Annotated in this window: 15 protein-coding genes; 4 read left to right on the plus strand and 11 right to left on the minus strand. The window is 61.8% G+C overall.

Features of this window, described 5'->3' with window-relative positions:
- Nucleotides 1–108: 108 nt before the first annotated feature.
- From pssA to RLEG4DRAFT_RS16295, 4 genes are all read right to left on the minus strand, one after another.
- Complete coding sequence (gene pssA, locus RLEG4DRAFT_RS16280; RefSeq protein WP_003578301.1) at nt 109–954, minus strand: CDP-diacylglycerol--serine O-phosphatidyltransferase; 846 nt, start codon at nt 952–954, stop codon at nt 109–111.
- 26 nt (nt 955–980) lie between these two features.
- On the minus strand, nt 981–1,787 hold the full coding sequence (locus RLEG4DRAFT_RS16285) for a phosphatidylserine decarboxylase (protein ID WP_348529938.1): 807 nt from the start codon (nt 1,785–1,787) through the stop codon (nt 981–983).
- Nucleotides 1,788–1,811: 24 nt separating this feature from the next.
- A complete protein-coding gene (locus tag RLEG4DRAFT_RS16290) occupies nt 1,812–3,689 on the minus strand; it encodes an ABCB family ABC transporter ATP-binding protein/permease (protein WP_003578303.1) in 1,878 nt (625 codons plus the stop codon).
- Between the two features lie 198 nt (nt 3,690–3,887).
- Nucleotides 3,888–5,918 carry a LysM peptidoglycan-binding domain-containing protein gene (locus RLEG4DRAFT_RS16295; RefSeq protein WP_003578304.1) on the minus strand — a complete coding sequence of 677 codons (2,031 nt, stop codon included), beginning with the start codon at nt 5,916–5,918 and terminating at the stop codon, nt 3,888–3,890.
- Between the two features lie 156 nt (nt 5,919–6,074).
- Here RLEG4DRAFT_RS16295 and RLEG4DRAFT_RS16300 point away from each other — a divergent pair, with 156 nt between their 5' ends.
- Nucleotides 6,075–6,698: a TIGR00730 family Rossman fold protein gene (locus tag RLEG4DRAFT_RS16300; protein ID WP_003578305.1), complete on the plus strand. Its 624-nt coding sequence runs from the start codon at nt 6,075–6,077 to the stop codon at nt 6,696–6,698.
- 46 nt (nt 6,699–6,744) lie between these two features.
- On the opposite strand, the gene RLEG4DRAFT_RS16305 is transcribed toward RLEG4DRAFT_RS16300, so the two are convergent.
- A complete protein-coding gene (locus RLEG4DRAFT_RS16305) occupies nt 6,745–7,680 on the minus strand; it encodes a LysR family transcriptional regulator (RefSeq protein ID WP_003578306.1) in 936 nt (311 codons plus the stop codon).
- Nucleotides 7,681–7,767: 87 nt separating this feature from the next.
- Here RLEG4DRAFT_RS16305 and RLEG4DRAFT_RS16310 point away from each other — a divergent pair, with 87 nt between their 5' ends.
- The 3 genes from RLEG4DRAFT_RS16310 to RLEG4DRAFT_RS16320 all read left to right on the plus strand — a co-directional run bounded on the left by RLEG4DRAFT_RS16310 (nt 7,768) and on the right by RLEG4DRAFT_RS16320 (nt 10,687).
- Complete coding sequence (locus RLEG4DRAFT_RS16310) at nt 7,768–8,661, plus strand: MBL fold metallo-hydrolase (protein ID WP_003578307.1); 894 nt, start codon at nt 7,768–7,770, stop codon at nt 8,659–8,661.
- Nucleotides 8,654–9,661, plus strand: a complete 1,008-nt coding sequence (locus tag RLEG4DRAFT_RS16315) for an alpha/beta hydrolase (RefSeq protein WP_003578308.1) — start codon at nt 8,654–8,656, stop codon at nt 9,659–9,661. The genes RLEG4DRAFT_RS16310 and RLEG4DRAFT_RS16315 overlap by 8 nt, the downstream gene beginning before the upstream one ends.
- A 93-nt stretch (nt 9,662–9,754) precedes the next feature.
- Nucleotides 9,755–10,687, plus strand: coding sequence for a hypothetical protein (locus tag RLEG4DRAFT_RS16320; protein ID WP_003578309.1), 933 nt, complete (start codon nt 9,755–9,757; stop codon nt 10,685–10,687).
- Nucleotides 10,688–10,718: 31 nt separating this feature from the next.
- On the opposite strand, the gene rarD is transcribed toward RLEG4DRAFT_RS16320, so the two are convergent.
- From rarD to RLEG4DRAFT_RS16355, 6 genes are all read right to left on the minus strand, one after another.
- Nucleotides 10,719–11,636 carry an EamA family transporter RarD gene (rarD, locus tag RLEG4DRAFT_RS16325; RefSeq protein ID WP_003578310.1) on the minus strand — a complete coding sequence of 306 codons (918 nt, stop codon included), beginning with the start codon at nt 11,634–11,636 and terminating at the stop codon, nt 10,719–10,721.
- Nucleotides 11,637–11,811: 175 nt separating this feature from the next.
- Nucleotides 11,812–13,428: a citramalate synthase gene (gene cimA / locus RLEG4DRAFT_RS16330; protein ID WP_003578311.1), complete on the minus strand. Its 1,617-nt coding sequence runs from the start codon at nt 13,426–13,428 to the stop codon at nt 11,812–11,814.
- 211 nt (nt 13,429–13,639) lie between these two features.
- Nucleotides 13,640–14,602 (minus strand): prolyl aminopeptidase, encoded by a 963-nt coding sequence (gene pip, locus RLEG4DRAFT_RS16340; RefSeq protein ID WP_003578315.1) that lies wholly within the window; start codon nt 14,600–14,602, stop codon nt 13,640–13,642.
- Entirely contained in the window at nt 14,599–15,075 is a 477-nt protein-coding gene (locus RLEG4DRAFT_RS16345) for a GFA family protein (protein ID WP_003578317.1), read from the minus strand. Before RLEG4DRAFT_RS16345 ends, pip begins: the two co-directional genes overlap by 4 nt.
- A complete protein-coding gene (locus RLEG4DRAFT_RS16350) occupies nt 15,072–15,560 on the minus strand; it encodes a GFA family protein (RefSeq protein ID WP_003578318.1) in 489 nt (162 codons plus the stop codon). Before RLEG4DRAFT_RS16350 ends, RLEG4DRAFT_RS16345 begins: the two co-directional genes overlap by 4 nt.
- Complete coding sequence (locus tag RLEG4DRAFT_RS16355; RefSeq protein WP_003578320.1) at nt 15,557–16,033, minus strand: GFA family protein; 477 nt, start codon at nt 16,031–16,033, stop codon at nt 15,557–15,559. The genes RLEG4DRAFT_RS16350 and RLEG4DRAFT_RS16355 overlap by 4 nt, the downstream gene beginning before the upstream one ends.
- Nucleotides 16,034–16,077 lie beyond the last annotated feature (44 nt).

Raw genomic sequence — 16,077 nt, forward strand, 5'->3', positions numbered from 1 at the left:
CGTTTCATGCGAGTTGCTTTAGAAAGCCCATGGGCTTTTCCGGGCGCGGTGAGAACGCAGCGAGAGACGCATTCCCGTGACTCCGAGAAATCAGAAAATGCGCAAAGATCAAATGTGACGGCCGATATCGTCGTCGCCGACACCGGGTTCCTGGATCGTCAGCGTCCCGTATTTCCGCCGCCATTTCCGCGCGCCGAAGGGAAGCGATACGAGGTAGGCGGCAACGGTGAGGACCATCACTTCCCAGGTGTAGCTCATCAGCAGAGCCACATAGAGCACGACGCCGAGCATCATCGGCAGCACGAGGTCACGCCGCAGCCGGTTGCCTTCCGATTTGCCCGACCAGACCGGCAGCCGGCTGATCAGCAGGAAGGCGATGAGTACGGTATAGATCGACGAGACATAGGCGAAGGTGCGGTCCGTCGCCAGGCCGAGGAAGCCGAGATAGACCGGCAGCAGCACCAGCATGGCGCCGGCCGGCGCCGGCACGCCGACGAAATATTCCGATTGCCAGCTTGCCTTGTTCTCGCGTTCGGCCATGACGTTGAAGCGGGCAAGCCGAAGCCCGGCGGCGATCGCATAGATCAGCGCGGCGATCCAGCCGAGCGAGCGCGCCTGGTCGAGCGCGAAGACATAGACGACGAGGGCGGGGGCGACGCCGAAATTGACGATATCGGCAAGCGAATCCATCTGTGCGCCGAACTTCGAGGTCGCCTTCATCAGCCGCGCCACGCGCCCGTCGATGCCGTCGAGGAAGGCGGCGAGCAGCACCATGGCGACGGCGAGCTCGTAACGGTTTTCGAAAGCCAGCCGGATGCCGGTCAGCCCGGCGCAGATCGCCAGAATGGTGATGAGGTTCGGAAAGACGAGGCGGAGCGGGATTTCGCGCAGACGCGGGCCGCGGGCGGAATCATCGGGACCATTGGGCTCGAAAGGCGGAAAGGGCGTTTCCATATCGCGTTCCAATCTGAACCTGGAGTTTAGCTGCGGCGGCTGATGATGGGACCCTTGGTGGAGGCGAATTCGGCGATCACAGTTTCCCCGGCAATCGCCACCTGGCCAAGCGAGACGCGTGGTGCGGCACCGGCGGGCAGGAACACGTCGAGCCGGGAGCCGAACCGGATCAGCCCGAAGCGCTCGCCGGCATCCACCGGCTCGTTGGGGTTTGCCCAGCAGAGGATGCGCCGCGCCACCAAGCCGGCGATCTGCACGACGCCGATCTGGCCGTGCCCGGTTTCGATCACCAAGCCGTTGCGTTCATTGTCTTCGCTCGCCTTGTCGAGCTCGGCATTGACGAAGCTGCCGGAGCGGTAATTGATGCTGACGATGCGCCCGCGCATCGGCGCCCGGTTCACATGGCAGTTGAAGACGTTCATGAACACCGAGATGCGCAGCATCGGCTCGGAGCCGAGATTGAGCTCGGCCGGCGGGGTGACCATCTGGATCGCCGAGACCTTGCCGTCTGCTGGAGAGATCACCAGATCGTCGTCCTGCGGGGTCACGCGCTCGGGATCGCGGAAGAAATAGGCGCACCACAGCGTGAAGATCATGCCGATCCAGAAGAGCGGCTTGAAGATCCAGCCCAGGATCAATGACGCGACGAAGAAGGCGGCAACGAAGGGATAACCCTCCTTATGCACGGGGACGATCGTGTTGCGAACCGTGTTGAACAGGCTCATGCTGCCGGTCTCCTTGCGTTGTCGTTTTTTGCTGGTTAGCGAAAAACCGTCTCCGGGGCAATGCTGTGGCCCCGGCCCTGGTTCCGACGCCGCAGTTCTGAACAACAAAAGCTTGGCCGTGCCCCTCCCGGCTCAGCCTGCCGGAGCAAGCCGCGTGATCACGCCCATGTCGTCGCTTTCGCGCACCTGCTTCAGATGCTCCTCCGCCTGTGTCGCCTCGCGCTGGCGGTTCCACATCGAGGCGTAGAGACCGTTCCGCTCGAGCAGGGCGGCATGCGTCCCGCGCTCGGCGATCTCCCCGCTTTTCAGGACGATGATCTCGTCGGCGCCGATCACCGTCGACAACCGGTGGGCGATCACCAGCGTCGTCCGGTTTTTCGAAACCACGTCGAGCGCCGTCTGGATTTCCCGTTCCGTCGTCGTGTCGAGCGCCGATGTCGCCTCGTCGAGGATCAGGATCGGCGGTGCCTTGAGAATGGTGCGGGCAATCGCCACGCGCTGCTTCTCGCCGCCCGAAAGCTTGAGCCCGCGCTCACCGACCTTGGTTTCGAAACCCTCGGGCAAAGTTTCGATGAAATGGGCAATCTGCGCCACCTCGGCCGCTGCAAAGACCTCGCCGTCGCCGGCCGATGTGCGGCCGTAGCGGATGTTGTAGGCGACAGTATCGTTGAAGAGCACCGTATCTTGCGGCACCATGCCGATCACCGAGCGCAGGCTCTTCTGCGTCACCGTCCGGATATCCTGGCCGTCGACGGTGATCGCGCCGCCCTGGATGTCGTAGAAACGATAGAGCAGCCGCGACAGCGTCGATTTGCCGGCCCCCGAAGGACCGACGACGGCAACCGTCTTGCCGGCCGGCACCTCGAAGGAAATGCCCTTCAGGATCGGACGGGCCGGGTCGTAGGCAAACTGCACGTCCTTGAAGGCGATAGCCCCCTGGCCGATGCGAAGCTCGGTCGCATCGGGCGCGTCCCTGACCTCGGCCTTGACCTCCAGGAGATCGAACATCTGCTCGATGTCGGTCAAGCCTTGACGGATTTCGCGGTAGACGAAGCCGATGAAATTGAGCGGCGCTGAAAGCTGCAGCAGCATCGAATTGACGAAGACGAAATCGCCGACCGTCTGTTCGCCTCGCTGCACGGCCAGCGCCGACAGCACCAGCATGATCGTCGTGCCGATACCGAAGATGACGCCTTGGCCGAAGTTCAGCCAGCCGAGCGAGGTCCAGACATCGGTCGCCGCCTTCTCGTAGCGTTCCATCGATTTGTCGAAGCGTTTTGCCTCCATCTCTTCGTTGCCGAAATATTTGACGGTCTCGAAATTGAGGAGGGAGTCGATCGCCTTGGTGTTGGCGTCGGTATCGCTGTCGTTCATCGACCGGCGGATGGCGATGCGCCAGTCGGATGCGCGGATCGTGAACCAGATATAGGCCCAGACGGTAAAGGCGGTGACGGCGAGGTAGGAAAAGCCGTAGCCCCACCAGAAGATCGCCGCCGTCAGCAGGAATTCGATGACGGTCGGGACCGAATTGAGGATCGTGAAGCGCACGATGGTCTCGATGCCCTTGGTGCCGCGCTCGATGATGCGCGAGAGGCCGCCGGTCTTGCGCTCGAGATGGAAGCGCAGCGACAGCTCGTGCATATGCACGAAGGTCCTGTAGGCGAGCTGGCGCACCGCATGCTGCCCGACGCTGGCAAACAGCGCGTCGCGCAGCTGGTTGAGGCCGAGCTGGATCAGCCGGGTGATGTTGTAGGCGATCACCAGGGCGATGGCGCCGGCCAAGAGCGGCGGCACCGAGCCGGCCAGATCCATCCTGCCGTTCAGCGCATCGGTCGACCACTTGAAGAAATAGGGAACGAGCAGCAGCACGAATTTGGAAATCAGCAGGAAGACCGAAGCCCAAACGACACGCATCTTGAGGTCGGGCCGTCCGGCCGGCCACATATAGGGCCAGAGGTTGAGAAGCGTCTGCAGCAGGTTGGATTCCGAGACTGTCTTGCTGTTTGCCATGCGTGTCTCCAGCCCGGTTGGGCTTGCCGCGGTCGCGCGCTTCGATGCCGGCAAGAGCGCGAAACCGGGATATGCCCGAAGCGCTTTCCCCGCCACCGCCAAATAGGACGCCGGACGGATGAATACAACAAGTGCGGGGTCCAGGAAAAGAGAGGCCGGGCGGTTATCCCGCCCGGCCTCGTCATGTTGTTTTGGCGCTTAGAGATGCCGGTTGGACATGCGTTTGCGGTGCAGCTCTTCGGCGTTCGGCAACGCATCCTTCGGCAGGCCGAAGATCTGGCCGGGGCGGATGCGATCCGGATCGATGATCTTGTCCTCGTTGGCGATGTAGATCGTCGTGTAACGAACGCCGAGGCCATAGGTGCGGCGCGAAATCTGCCACAGCGTGTCGCCGCGGCGAATGATCACCGCCGCGTTATTTGCCGTCAGCGGCGCCTGTTCGATCGTCTTCGGCTGGTTGTCTGCCGCGTCGTTTGCGGCCGGTGCGGTGGCCGCGGGCGCGGGCGCAGCCGGGGATGCCGAGAGTTCGGCGATGATCGCCCCCAGTCCGTCGAGGCCTGCGCCGACGGATTTTGCATCCTTCGGCAGGCCCTGCAGCACCTTCAATGCGCTGGTCGCGGTCTGTGAGGCTGCACCCGACGCTTGCTTGAAGGTATCGGGCGCATCGGCGCCCGGACGGAAATCGGCGAGCGAGCGCAAGGCGAATTCGGTTGCCGAGCGCGCCGCCGCAAGCTGTTCGACGCCGGGCAGCTTGCCATCGGCAAACAGCCCCTTCAGCAGGCCGAAGGCCTTGCCGGCTTCAGCCTTGCGCTTGCCGAGTTCGCCTTCGTCGAGCGGCACCATCGAGGAGGCACCGTTCGCGTCAGCGGGAACGGATTGCGCGGCGACCCTGACCTGGTCGCCGGCCGGGCGATTGAAATTCACCGCTGCCCGCACGATCACCTTGCCGGCGGGATCGACGACATCGACGCGGATCTTGTGGTCGCCGACCGAGAGCGCCACCACGCCGTCGATGACGAAATGGCCATCAGAGCCCGCCGTGTCCTGGCCGACGAGGCTGTCGTCGGCATAACCGAGGACCTTGGCGTGGGCGCGCGCCGTGCCGGCGATGAAGATCTTGTTGCCTTCGATCTCCACGGCATTGACCATCACATCGGGCGCGTTGGACTTGTCGGGTTCGGCCACGCCGGCGGCGGTGTCGGTGAGATTAGGCGTCTGCAACGCCAGCTCGCCGGTTGGCGCATCGGTAGCGGCGGGCGCAGTGGAAGTTTCGCCCGTTGCCGGCTTGTCCGCAGCCGGCGCCATCGGGTTGGAGGCATCGGCGACTTCGGTGCCGGCCTTGGGCGCGGTGATGATGCGGCTTGCTGCACCAGGTTTGGAGACCATGGCGAGCAGATTGGCGCCGTTGCCGTCCTTCGGCACGGAGATGGTCGCAACCTCTTCGGAAAGCGTGCTCTTGCCGTCCTTGCCGGTAAACTTGAGCACAAGCTGATGGTCGCCCGCCGCAAGCGGATCGTCGAGCACGGCGGCAAAATCGCCGCTGGCATCGACATCGGCTGTGGTCACCACCTTTTCGCCGTCAAGCACTTCGAGCTTGCCGTTCGGTTCGGCGGAGCCGGCAATCACCGTCGAGCCGTCGGGCTCGACGCGCAACACGTCGAAAGCCGGAAGCTTCGGCCCGCTGTTCTCCGCTGCCGTATTGGCGGCGGCAGATTCGGGCGCGCCGGTCAGCGCAGCTTCGGCCTTGGCGATCGCGGCCAGCGCATCGGCGACATTTTCAGGCAGCGATTGCACGAGCGCGAGCGCCTTTGCGGCGCCATCCTTGGCCTTCACGGTGAGAGCCTGGGTCGCGGGATCGAGGCCATCGGGGATGGCGAAATCGGCAAGCGTCTTCAGCGCACCGACCGCTTTGGTTTTGGAGGCGGTGAGCACATCTGCGGCCGGCCCCTTGCCGTCGGCAAACAGTGTCCTAAGTTCGCTAAGCGAAGTGCCGGCGTCGGCAGACAGGCGGCCCACCTTTTCGGCGACCGCAGCCGAGTCGGCCACGGCGGAGCGTGATGTCTTTGCCGACTCGTTAACCGTGTTCTTGAGGTCCGTGCTCGCCTGGTTTATGGCATCGCCAACTTTGTTTGCATCACCGCCGATACGCGGCATGACGAAAAACACCATCAGTAGGATTGCGATTACGAGCACTGCAAGGGCCAGCAAGCCGGCACGGTTCTTCATCATTATGTCTCCCAAGGCGGCAAATTGCCGTAGTACCCAAAATTGCTAGCGATTCCCGTTGCTTTTCACAAGCATTCAAAGCAATTAGGGCAAGCTAGGCACGCTGCTTTTCAGTCAATTTTCTTGACTGCATTGAAATGGAATAGTTGTTTCGCCTCCATGACCGAACAATCTGTATCGATTCGATCCATCTGCGTTTACTGCGGCTCAAGGCCGGGACGCGATCCCTCTCACATGGCGGCCGGGCGTGCTCTCGGACAAGAGATCGCCGAATACGGCCTGCGCCTCGTCTATGGCGGGGGCACCAGAGGCATTATGGGCGCGGTTGCAAGCGGTGCGCTTTCAGGCGGCGGTCAGGTCACCGGCATCATCCCGGAATTCCTGATTGATATGGAAGCGACTCGCCACTCGCTCGGTCAGCTCAACGAACTTATTGTAACCCCTGACATGCACGCGCGCAAACACACGATGTTCGAGCGCTCCGACGCTTTCGTCGCGCTGCCCGGCGGCATCGGTACGCTGGAAGAGATCGTCGAGATCATGACCTGGGCGCAGCTCGGCCGCCACGAAAAGCCGATGGTCTTTGCCAACATCAACGGTTTCTGGGATCCGATGATGGAACTGATGCGTCATATGACCGAAGAAGGCTTCCTCCACACCGCCCACCGGGTGCAGCCGCTCCTCGTCGACGAGATCTCCGGCATCATCCCGGCGATCATGGCCCAGGCAGCCCAGCTCGCCGCCGACCGCGACGGCGAGGATGAGGTGATCTCGAAGATGTAGGCGGCGTAGCAGCCCCTGGAGCAACCCCGCCGTTTCGCCGGCAATTTCAGCTATAGGCCGAAACAAGCTCAGTCACCTGAGATCGCATCCATCGATTGGCGGGATCATTGTCGCTTGCCGCCGACCAGACCATCGATATCGGGCTCACCGTCAAATCGAGGGGAACCTCGGCGGTCGCCAAGCCGAACAGGCCGGCATAGCGCTTGACGATTCTGGTCGGCAGGGTGGCGATCAGGGGCGCTTCGAGGACGGTGGTCAGCACTGTGAGGAATTCCGGCGCTGCCACAGACACGTCGAGCCGCACGTTGATCCGCTTCAACGCATCATCAATGCAGCCTTCGATGGCGTCCTTCTGGGAAACCAGGGCATGCTTGAGGCCGACATAGCTGTCGCGGTCCAAAGTTTCGGGAAGATCAAGAAGCTTCGGATTGTAGCAACACATCAGCGATTGCTCGAACAGCAGGCTCCGCCGGTGTCTGTTGTTGCCGTCATCGTAGCAGCCGACGCCAAGGTCGATGACATTGTCGTCCAGGAGCTTATGGACCAGCTCGGGATTGACCGCTCGCGCAAGCACTTTGATACCGGGGGCCGTCTCGCTCAACATAGCGGCGAGACGCGGCACGAGCAGCACCTCAAGCTCGCTGGAAAAGCCGATGCGGAATATCTGCTCAGCCCGGCCCGGCTCGAAAGTCGCCGGCGTTACGATCGCCTGCTGCGTGCGGGTGAGTATCTGCTCCACGGCTTCGGCGAAACGCAGCGCCCGATGGGTCGGCTGCATGACCTGGCCGACACGCACGAACAGCTCGTCCTCAAGCAACGTCCGGAGAGTCCCGAGATTATGGCTCATGGCGGGCTGCTGGATTTTCAGCCGGACAGCCGCCTTCGTCACGCTCCGCTCCTTCATGAGGGCATCGAAGGCGACGAGCAGGTTAAGGTCGAAAGACCACAAATTGAAATGATCGATGGAGACAATTTCATTCATCGATTTGATCGTTGCACGAATTCTCCCTACTGTCCATAGCCATCAGACAGCGCTGTCCCGGTCCAGTTCAACTCGAAAGGAAATTCCATGAGCGATCTTGGAAAGGAATATCGTATTGCCGGCGTGACGGTCAGAAAGGTGCAGGAGCAGTATCTGCACAACGTTCCGGCCTCATTTCTCTACCCGACTGCCGGATCCGAGGAGATCAAGGCGGTCGAGCCACGTCTTTCCGCCGTCGATATGGAAGAGGGCCGCGATGCCCTTGTGGTGAGCATCCATAGCTGGCTCGTCAGGACGCCCGACCACGTCATCCTCATCGACACGGGTTCGGGTAACGATAAGGAAAGACCGCGCAATCTCGCCTTCCATCAGCAGACGATCCCGTTCCTCCAGAGGTTGCGCCAGGCAGGTGTCGAGCCCGAAGACGTCGACTTCGTCATAAATACCCATCTCCACGTCGATCATTCCGGCTGGAATACCGTGCTCGAGGACGGAAGATGGATCCCCACTTTCAAAAACGCACGCTACGTTTTCCCGCGCGCCGAGCAGGAATATTATGCGTCGACGGCAAGCCACAACGACGTCAACATTCCCAGCGCCGGCGTCTATGAAGACAGCGTGCGGCCGGTGATCGAGGCGGGGCTTGCCGATTTCATCGACGGTGCAGGCGGTCCTTTCCTGGATCACTTTACCTTCTTGCCGACGCCTGGGCACAGCATCGGCCATATGTCCGTTCTGCTGAAGGCGGACAATCAAGCGGCAATCTTCGCCGGCGATGTCATGCACCATCCGATCCAGGTGGAACGGCCCGACCTCAACACGGTCTTCTGCGAATTCCTGGATCAGGCTGCCCAGTCCAGACGGCGCGTGCTCGAACTCGCTGCCGATAATCACGCCATGTACTTCTCCACGCACTTTCCCGGTTCGTCTGCTGGATATGTAACCCGCGACGGCGAAAAATTCAGGTGGTCCTATGTCTGATAACAAGCTCGCATCTTCAGCTTTTGACGCCGGCGAGATCGTATTCGACGAGCATTACGTTGATAGCGGAACCGACGGCATCAAGCTTTATCTCCGCAATAAGCGAAGGAAGGACCACAAGGTCTTTCTCGCGGGGAAAACGATCGTGATGGTGCATGGGGCGACCTTCTCGTCCGGAAGTCTTTACGACGTTCCCTTCAACGGGATGTCCTTCATCGACTTCCTCGCTCATCGAGGCTTCGATGTCTTTGCGGTTGATGTCCGGGGCTATGGAAAATCGACCCGCCCGCCGGAGATGCAGGCGGCGCCCGATCTCAACCCCCCGCTTGTCGCCACAGACACCGGCGTAGCCGACTTCGCAACGGCCATCGATTTCGTCCTTGGACTTCGCGGCCTGAAGGCTGTTAACGTCTTTGCAATGTCGTGGGGCGGTACCGTCGCCGGTGCATATGCTGCGCGCAACCCCGACAAGGTCGTCAAGCTCGCCTTGCTCGCGCCGCAATGGCTCAGTGACGTTGCCATCCCCATCGATCAGGGCGGCGCGCTCGGCTCCTACAGGCTTGTTCCCGTCCATGCGGCCCTGGCGCGTTGGCTGGGCACCGCACCCGAATACGCGCGTGAACGTCTTGTGCCTGAGGGCTGGTTCGACCTCTGGACCGCACTGACCCTCTCGGAGGAGCCGTCGCAGGTCGACAGAGAGCAAGGCAAACTCCGGGCCACCAACGGGCCGATCCAGGACATCCGCACCTACTGGAGAGCTGGAGCCCCTTATTATCGGCCAAGCGAGATTCGCGCGCCGGTGCTGCTGTTGCACGGCGAATGGGACATCGACGTCCCGCTCGATCTGGCACGGGCCTATTTCGAGCAACTGACCGGTGCCTCTTACAGGCGATGGGTGGAAATCGGGGAGGCGACGCATCTCGCCCTCATGGAGAGCCAGCGCATGCAGGTCTATTCCGAGGTTGCCCGCTTCTTCGAGGAAGATTTCAAACCGGAATAGCGTCTGAACGACGTGGCTCCGGGATCGAACCCGGAGCCCACTTTCTCCATCAAGCCGGCCGCGCGTTCACCGTCCATCAAACCAGCCGTTCCCATGACAATTCTGATCACCGCCATCCTGGATGCCGGACGAAGTGCCGTCGACATTGCCATATTCACCTTTCTGCCGCTGATGATCGTGACATTTTCGCTGATGCGCTACCTCGAGGGCATGAGCGCACTGCGATCAATCACCGGCAAGGCCAACCCGCTCTTTAGACTTTTCGGCCTGGACGGTTTTGGGGCCTTGGCGATCATCCAACTCAGCCTCGTAAGTTCGGCTGCCCCGGTTGCTGCCCTGTCGCTGATGGCGCACAAAAGAACATCGGAGAAATTTATGGCCGCCGCCTTTGCGGCGGTGCTTGCGGCTGCGCCGGCAAATGCCAGTTTCCCGCTCGCAACTATCGGTATCGATCCCGGCTTGATCATAATAAACGGCGTTTGCGGAGCGCTCGTTGCGTCCACTCTCGCCTGTTGGATCGTTGGGCGCCGTTCCTTGCCCGGAAAGCCCTGTTCTTGCGACAGGGCGGATAACCACGACGTGGCGAGGCGCGATCTGCTGGCGGCGATAAATCGCGGTGGCGCAGATGCCATCGGCGTCGTTTCTGCGATCCTGCCGGTGCTCGTGATCTCACTGGCTCTGGTAAGGCTTACCGAAAGCACAGGCGCACTTTCCGCCTTCACGTCCGCTGCGCAGCCATTGCTTCAGCTGCTCGGCGCCTCGCAGCAGGATGTCGTCTTCCTGCTCACAAAGTGCCTGGCAGGGTCGAGCGCAGCGGTCACCCTGTTGCTTAACGCCCACAAGGAACTGAGCCTTCCGCCGGAGAAAATCATTCACGGATCCGCATTTCTGCTAAACCCTCTCGATCTTCCCGGCCTTTCCATTCTTGTCGCTTCGGTGCCGGCGCTCCGCTCGGTGGCGGGGGTTGCCGTCTTGAGCGCATTGACCGGAATTCTCGTCCGCGCAGCGCTGCTATCCTGGCTTTGAGCCAACGCTCCGGCTTGCGATTAGAGAGCGGCTACATCCTTCCGCGGCTCCCCTTCAGCATCGACCAGCTATAGAGGAACAGCCCCGCCCAGATCAGCGGGAAGGCGATCATGCGCGCCGTGCCGAGCGGCTCGTGAAAGATAAAGACCGCGATCAGGAAGATCATCGTCGGCGCGATATACTGCATGATGCCGATCGTCGACAGCTTCAGGAGCTTGGCGCCGTTGGCATAGATCATCAGCGGCACGGCGGTGATGACGCCGCAGCCGAGCAGCAGCGTCGTGTCGGCAAGGCCGGTGCGGTAGAGATGGCCCTGGCCGCTGCCGAATTCGAGATAGAGGATATAGAGCAGGGCAGGGCCGCTGAGGATCAGCACTTCGAGGAAGAAGCCCTGGTTCGGCCCGAGCGGCAGCGTCTTGCGCAGCAACGCATAGAAACCCCAGCTGATGGCCAGCGTCAACGCCACCCACGGAATGCCGCCGCTATCGAAGGCCAGAATGGCGACGGCAAGAGCCGCCAGTGCGATCGCCGCGATCTGCAGCGGCTGCAGCTTCTCCTTCAGCAGTACCGCGCCGAGGAAGATGCTGAACAGCGGATTGATGAAATAGCCGAGTGCCGCATCGAGCGAATGGCCGGCGCCGATCGCCCAGACATAAGTGCCCCAGTTGACGGTGATCAGCGACGCCGTCAGCGCCGCCATCGCCAGCATGCGTGGCGAGCGCAGCGCCGTGGCGATATCGCTCGTGCGTCCGAGCAGCATCAGCACGATGCCGGCGAGCGGCAGCGACCAGACGATGCGATGAGCAATCACCTCGGCCGGCGAGATATGCGCCACCGCCTTCATATAGATCGGCAGGAAGCCCCACAGCAGATAGGCCGTCAGCGCGAAGGCGAAACCGCGCGGACTGTCTTCGTTCTTGGCCAAAGGAACGGATGCATCGGTCGACATCGGGCGTTTCCATCTTTGTTCTTCTTCTGATCCGGCCTAGCTTAAGCGCCGTGAATAGGCCAATTCATTTCTTTGAATGAAGGGTGAGAGGATTTGAAGCGGAAACGGGGCAACGGACGGATGACGGCGGCAAAGGCCGGCATCGGCCTTCGCGCGGAGGAGCGGCGGAATAGACTTATTCAGCCGCGATCTTGCCGGCGAGCTGCCGGTTTTTCATCAGCTTGTAAATGACGGAATCCATCAGCGCCTGGAACGACGCGTCGATGATGTTCTCCGAAACGCCCACCGTCCACCAGCGCACGCCGTCGCTGTCGGTGGATTCGATCAGCACGCGGGTGATCGCCTCCGTGCCGCCATTGAGGATACGCACCTTGAAATCGGCGAGCACCAGATCGTCGATCTCGTGCTGGTATTTTCCGAAATCCTTGCGCAGCGCCAGATCGAGCGCGTTGACCGGGCCTTCGGCATCGGCAACCGACATCAGCGTCTGGCCGTCGATGGTGATCTTCACTACCGCCTCCGAGACGATCTTCACACGGCCAAGACTGTCGAAGCGGCGCTCGATCATCACCCGGAAGCCTTCGATGGTGAAGAATTCCGGGATGGTGCCGAGCGTGCGGTGCGCCAGGAGCTCGAAGCTCGCATCGGCGCCCTCATAGGCGTAGCCGATGGACTCGCGTTCCTTGACGATCGAGATCAACAGGTCGAGTTTCGGATCGTCCTTGGCGACCACGATGCCGCGCCGTTTCAGCGCATTGATGAAGTTCGCCTTGCCGCCCTGGTCCGATACCATGACCTTGCGGAAATTGCCGACGCTCTCAGGCGGCACATGTTCATAGGTGCGCGGGTCCTTGATCAGCGCCGAGGCATGGATGCCGGCCTTGGTGGCGAAGGCGGAAGCGCCGACATAGGGCAGCTGATGATCGGGCGAGCGGTTGAGCAGCTCATCGAAAGCGTGCGAGAGCCGGGTGAGATTGAGCAGCCGCTCCTCGTCGATCGCCGTTTCGAAACGTGTATTATAGGCGCTCTTCAGCGCCAAAGTCGGGATCAGTGTCACCAGATTGGCGTTGCCGCAGCGCTCGCCGATGCCGTTCAGCGTGCCCTGGATCTGCCTGACGCCGGCTTCGACGGCGGCCAGCGAATTGGCGACTGCCTGGCCGGTGTCGTTATGGGCATGGATGCCGAGACAGCGGCCCGGAACACCTGACGCGATCACCGCCTCGATAATGGCGCGCACCTCCGGCGGCTGCGTGCCGCCATTGGTGTCGCAGAGCACGACCCAGCGCGCGCCGCTCTCATAGGCTGTCTTCGCGCAGGCAAGCGCATAGGCCGGATTAGCCTTGAAGCCGTCGAAGAAATGCTCGCAATCGACAATCGCTTCCTTGCCGGCGCCGACCGCCGCCTTGACGCTTTCGGCGATGCTTTCGAGGTTTTCCTCATTCGTGCAGCCGAGCGCCACCTCGACGTGATAGTCCCAGCTCTTGGCAACGAAACAGATGGCGTCGGATTTCGCCTGCAGCAGCCCGGCAAGACCGGGATCGTTGGAGACCGAAACGCCCGCGCGCTTGGTCATGCCGAAGGCGACGAAGGTCGCCTGGCTGGTGCGCTTCTCGCTGAAGAAGGCCGTATCGGTCGGATTGGCGCCGGGATATCCGCCCTCGACGTAATCGATGCCGAATTCGTCCAGCATCGCGGCGATCGCAATCTTGTCCTCGACCGAGAAATCGATCCCGGGCGTCTGCTGCCCGTCCCGGAGCGTCGTGTCGAAGAGGTAGATTTTTTCCTTAGTCACCGCGATGCCTCCCAGGCATTGACTGCTTTTATGTGGGGCTTACCCCCCTCTGCCCTGCCGGGCATCTCCCCCACATGGGGGGAGATCGAAAATTCGCCAAGCTGCAGTCCAGACCACCGAGGTTTGGGCAAGGAGCCCACGCCCAGCTGATCTCCCTCCTTGTGGGGGAGATGCCCGGCAGGGCAGAGGGGGGTAGTCACGGCATGCAGCATCAGTGTGTCTTCCCGGCAAACTTATCCGTCGCCCGGATCAGCCGATCGAGAATTCCGGGCTCCGAATAGGCATGGCCCGCACCCTCGATCAGGTGGAATTCCGCCTTCGGCCAGGCTTTGTGTAACTGCCAGGCATATTTTGCCGGGCAGGGCATGTCGTAGCGGCCATGGACGATGACGCCGGGAATATCCTTGAGCTTGACGGCGTCGCGGATCAATTGTCCCTCGTCCATCCAGCCGGCATTGACGAAGAAATGGTTCTCGATGCGCGCGAAGGCATAGGCGAATTCCGCCTCCTCGAACTTGCCGCTCGTCGAAGGCTCGGGCAGCAGCGTAATCGTTTCGCCTTCCCAGATGCTCCAGGCCTGTGCAGCTGCAAGGCGCACGGACCGATCTTCATGCGTCAGGCGGCGATGATAGGCATGCATCATCTCATGCCGCTCGTCCGGCGGGATGGGAGCGATGAAACGCTCCCACTTGTCCGGGAACATCTCCGAGACGCCGAACTGATAGTACCAGTCGAGTTCGGCCTTGGTCAGTGTGTAGATGCCGCGCAGGATGAGTTCCGACACGCACTCCGGGTGCGTCTCGGCATAGGCGAGCGCCAGCGTCGAGCCCCAGGAGCCGCCGAACACCTGCCAGCTGTCGACGCCGGCCATTTCCCGCAGCCGCTCGATATCGGCGACGAGGTGCCAGGTCGTATTGGCATTGAGTTCGGCATGCGGCGTCGACTTGCCGCAACCGCGCTGGTCGAACAGCATGACGTCGTAGAGGTGAGGATCGAAAAGCCGCCGATGAGCGGGCGAGAAACCGCCGCCCGGGCCGCCATGCAGGAAGACGGCCGGCTTGGCACCGGGCGTTCCCGAGCGCTCCCAATAGATCACATGGCCGTCGCCGACATCGAGATGGCCGGAGGCATAGGCTTCGATTTCGGGATAGAGCGTACGCAGGATCTCGGTCATATCTTCACGCCTTTCGCAGACCAGACTGCGGTATCGTGGTCGGGATGCTGGAAGGAGATGATCGCCTCCTGCCGGGCGTAGAAATCCGGATCCGTATGAACGGGCGCGTCGAAGATCGCCTCGACCCAGGGCAGGCGGGCATCGTAATTAACCTGGACTTGCGGTGCGAGATCGCTGCGGTCGTCGAAGGTGCCGATCGCCAGTTCCAGCCCGCCCGGATGGCGATAGGTCATCGGCGTGCCGCAATTGCTGCAGAAGCCGCGCTCGATATTGACCGAGGACTGGAAATAACCCGGCTCGCCGCGCGTCCATTCCATCCCTTCCTCTGGTGCAGTGACGAGCGCGGAGAAGAAGCCGCCGAACTGCTTCTGGCACATGCGGCAATGGCAGATCGAGGGTCGCCCCAACTTGCCTGAGATGCGGAAGCGCACGGCGCCGCATTGGCATCCGCCTGTCTTTATCGTGTCCGTCATGAGGTTTCTCCGAGGGGCCAGCTTTTCGTGTCGTGGTCGGGATGCTGATGATTGCTTGCTGCGATCGCGGTCTCGCGGTCCGGCGTTTCAGGCTCCGGTTCCAGCGGCAGGCCGTCGATCGCATGAAACCAGGACATCTTGCGGCCGGTGTTCGATTGCATCACCGGCTTGACCGCATCGGGATCATCGAGCGAGCCGAGCGTGATGTTGATGAAGTCCGTTTCCGGAATATCGTAAAACAGTGGTGTGCCGCAATCGCCGCAGAAGCCGCGCCGCACCAGATCGGACGAGCGGAACCACTTCGGCGCGCCGCGCGTCAGCTCGAAATCCTTGCGCCCAGCCGCCGCCAGCGGCAGGAAATAATTGCCGGCGGCCTTCTGGCACATTCGGCAATGGCAGATAGGGGGATAGCCGAGTTCGCCGCGGGCGCGATAACGCACCGCGCCACACTGGCATCCGCCGGTCTGCTCTGCCACCCCGGTCAAGGGCGATCCTCCGGCGGCCAGACGGTCGTATCGTGGTCGGGGTGCTGATAGGAAACCAGTTCGTGCAGAAACGAACCTGCCGTGAGATCCGCCTCGGTCCTCTCTCCGGGCAGTTCGTGCAGATGATCGACGAAGCCGATCTTGCCTTCCACGCCCCACTGAATGGTCGGCGGCAACGACGACGGATCGTCGAACGCACCCGCGGCAACCGCCATTCCGTCAGGCGCCTCATAGGTCAGCGGCGTGCCGCAGTCACCGCAAAAGCCCCGCTCGACGAAATTCGAGGAGTGGAAGGTTTTGCGCTCCCCCCTGGTCCATTCGAATTCCATTCCACGCACCGAAACCAGCGGCGCATAATAGCCGCCGAACGCCTTCTGGCACATGCGGCAATGACAGATCGACGAATCCTGCGGCGTTCCCTGCGCCCGAAATCGGATCGCCCCACATTGGCAGCCGCCGGTGTAGCTGGTCATGGCTTATTCCTCCACAGGGATTCCAGGCTGGGCGCCAAAACCCC

Source organism: Rhizobium leguminosarum bv. trifolii WSM2297 (assembly GCF_000271845.1).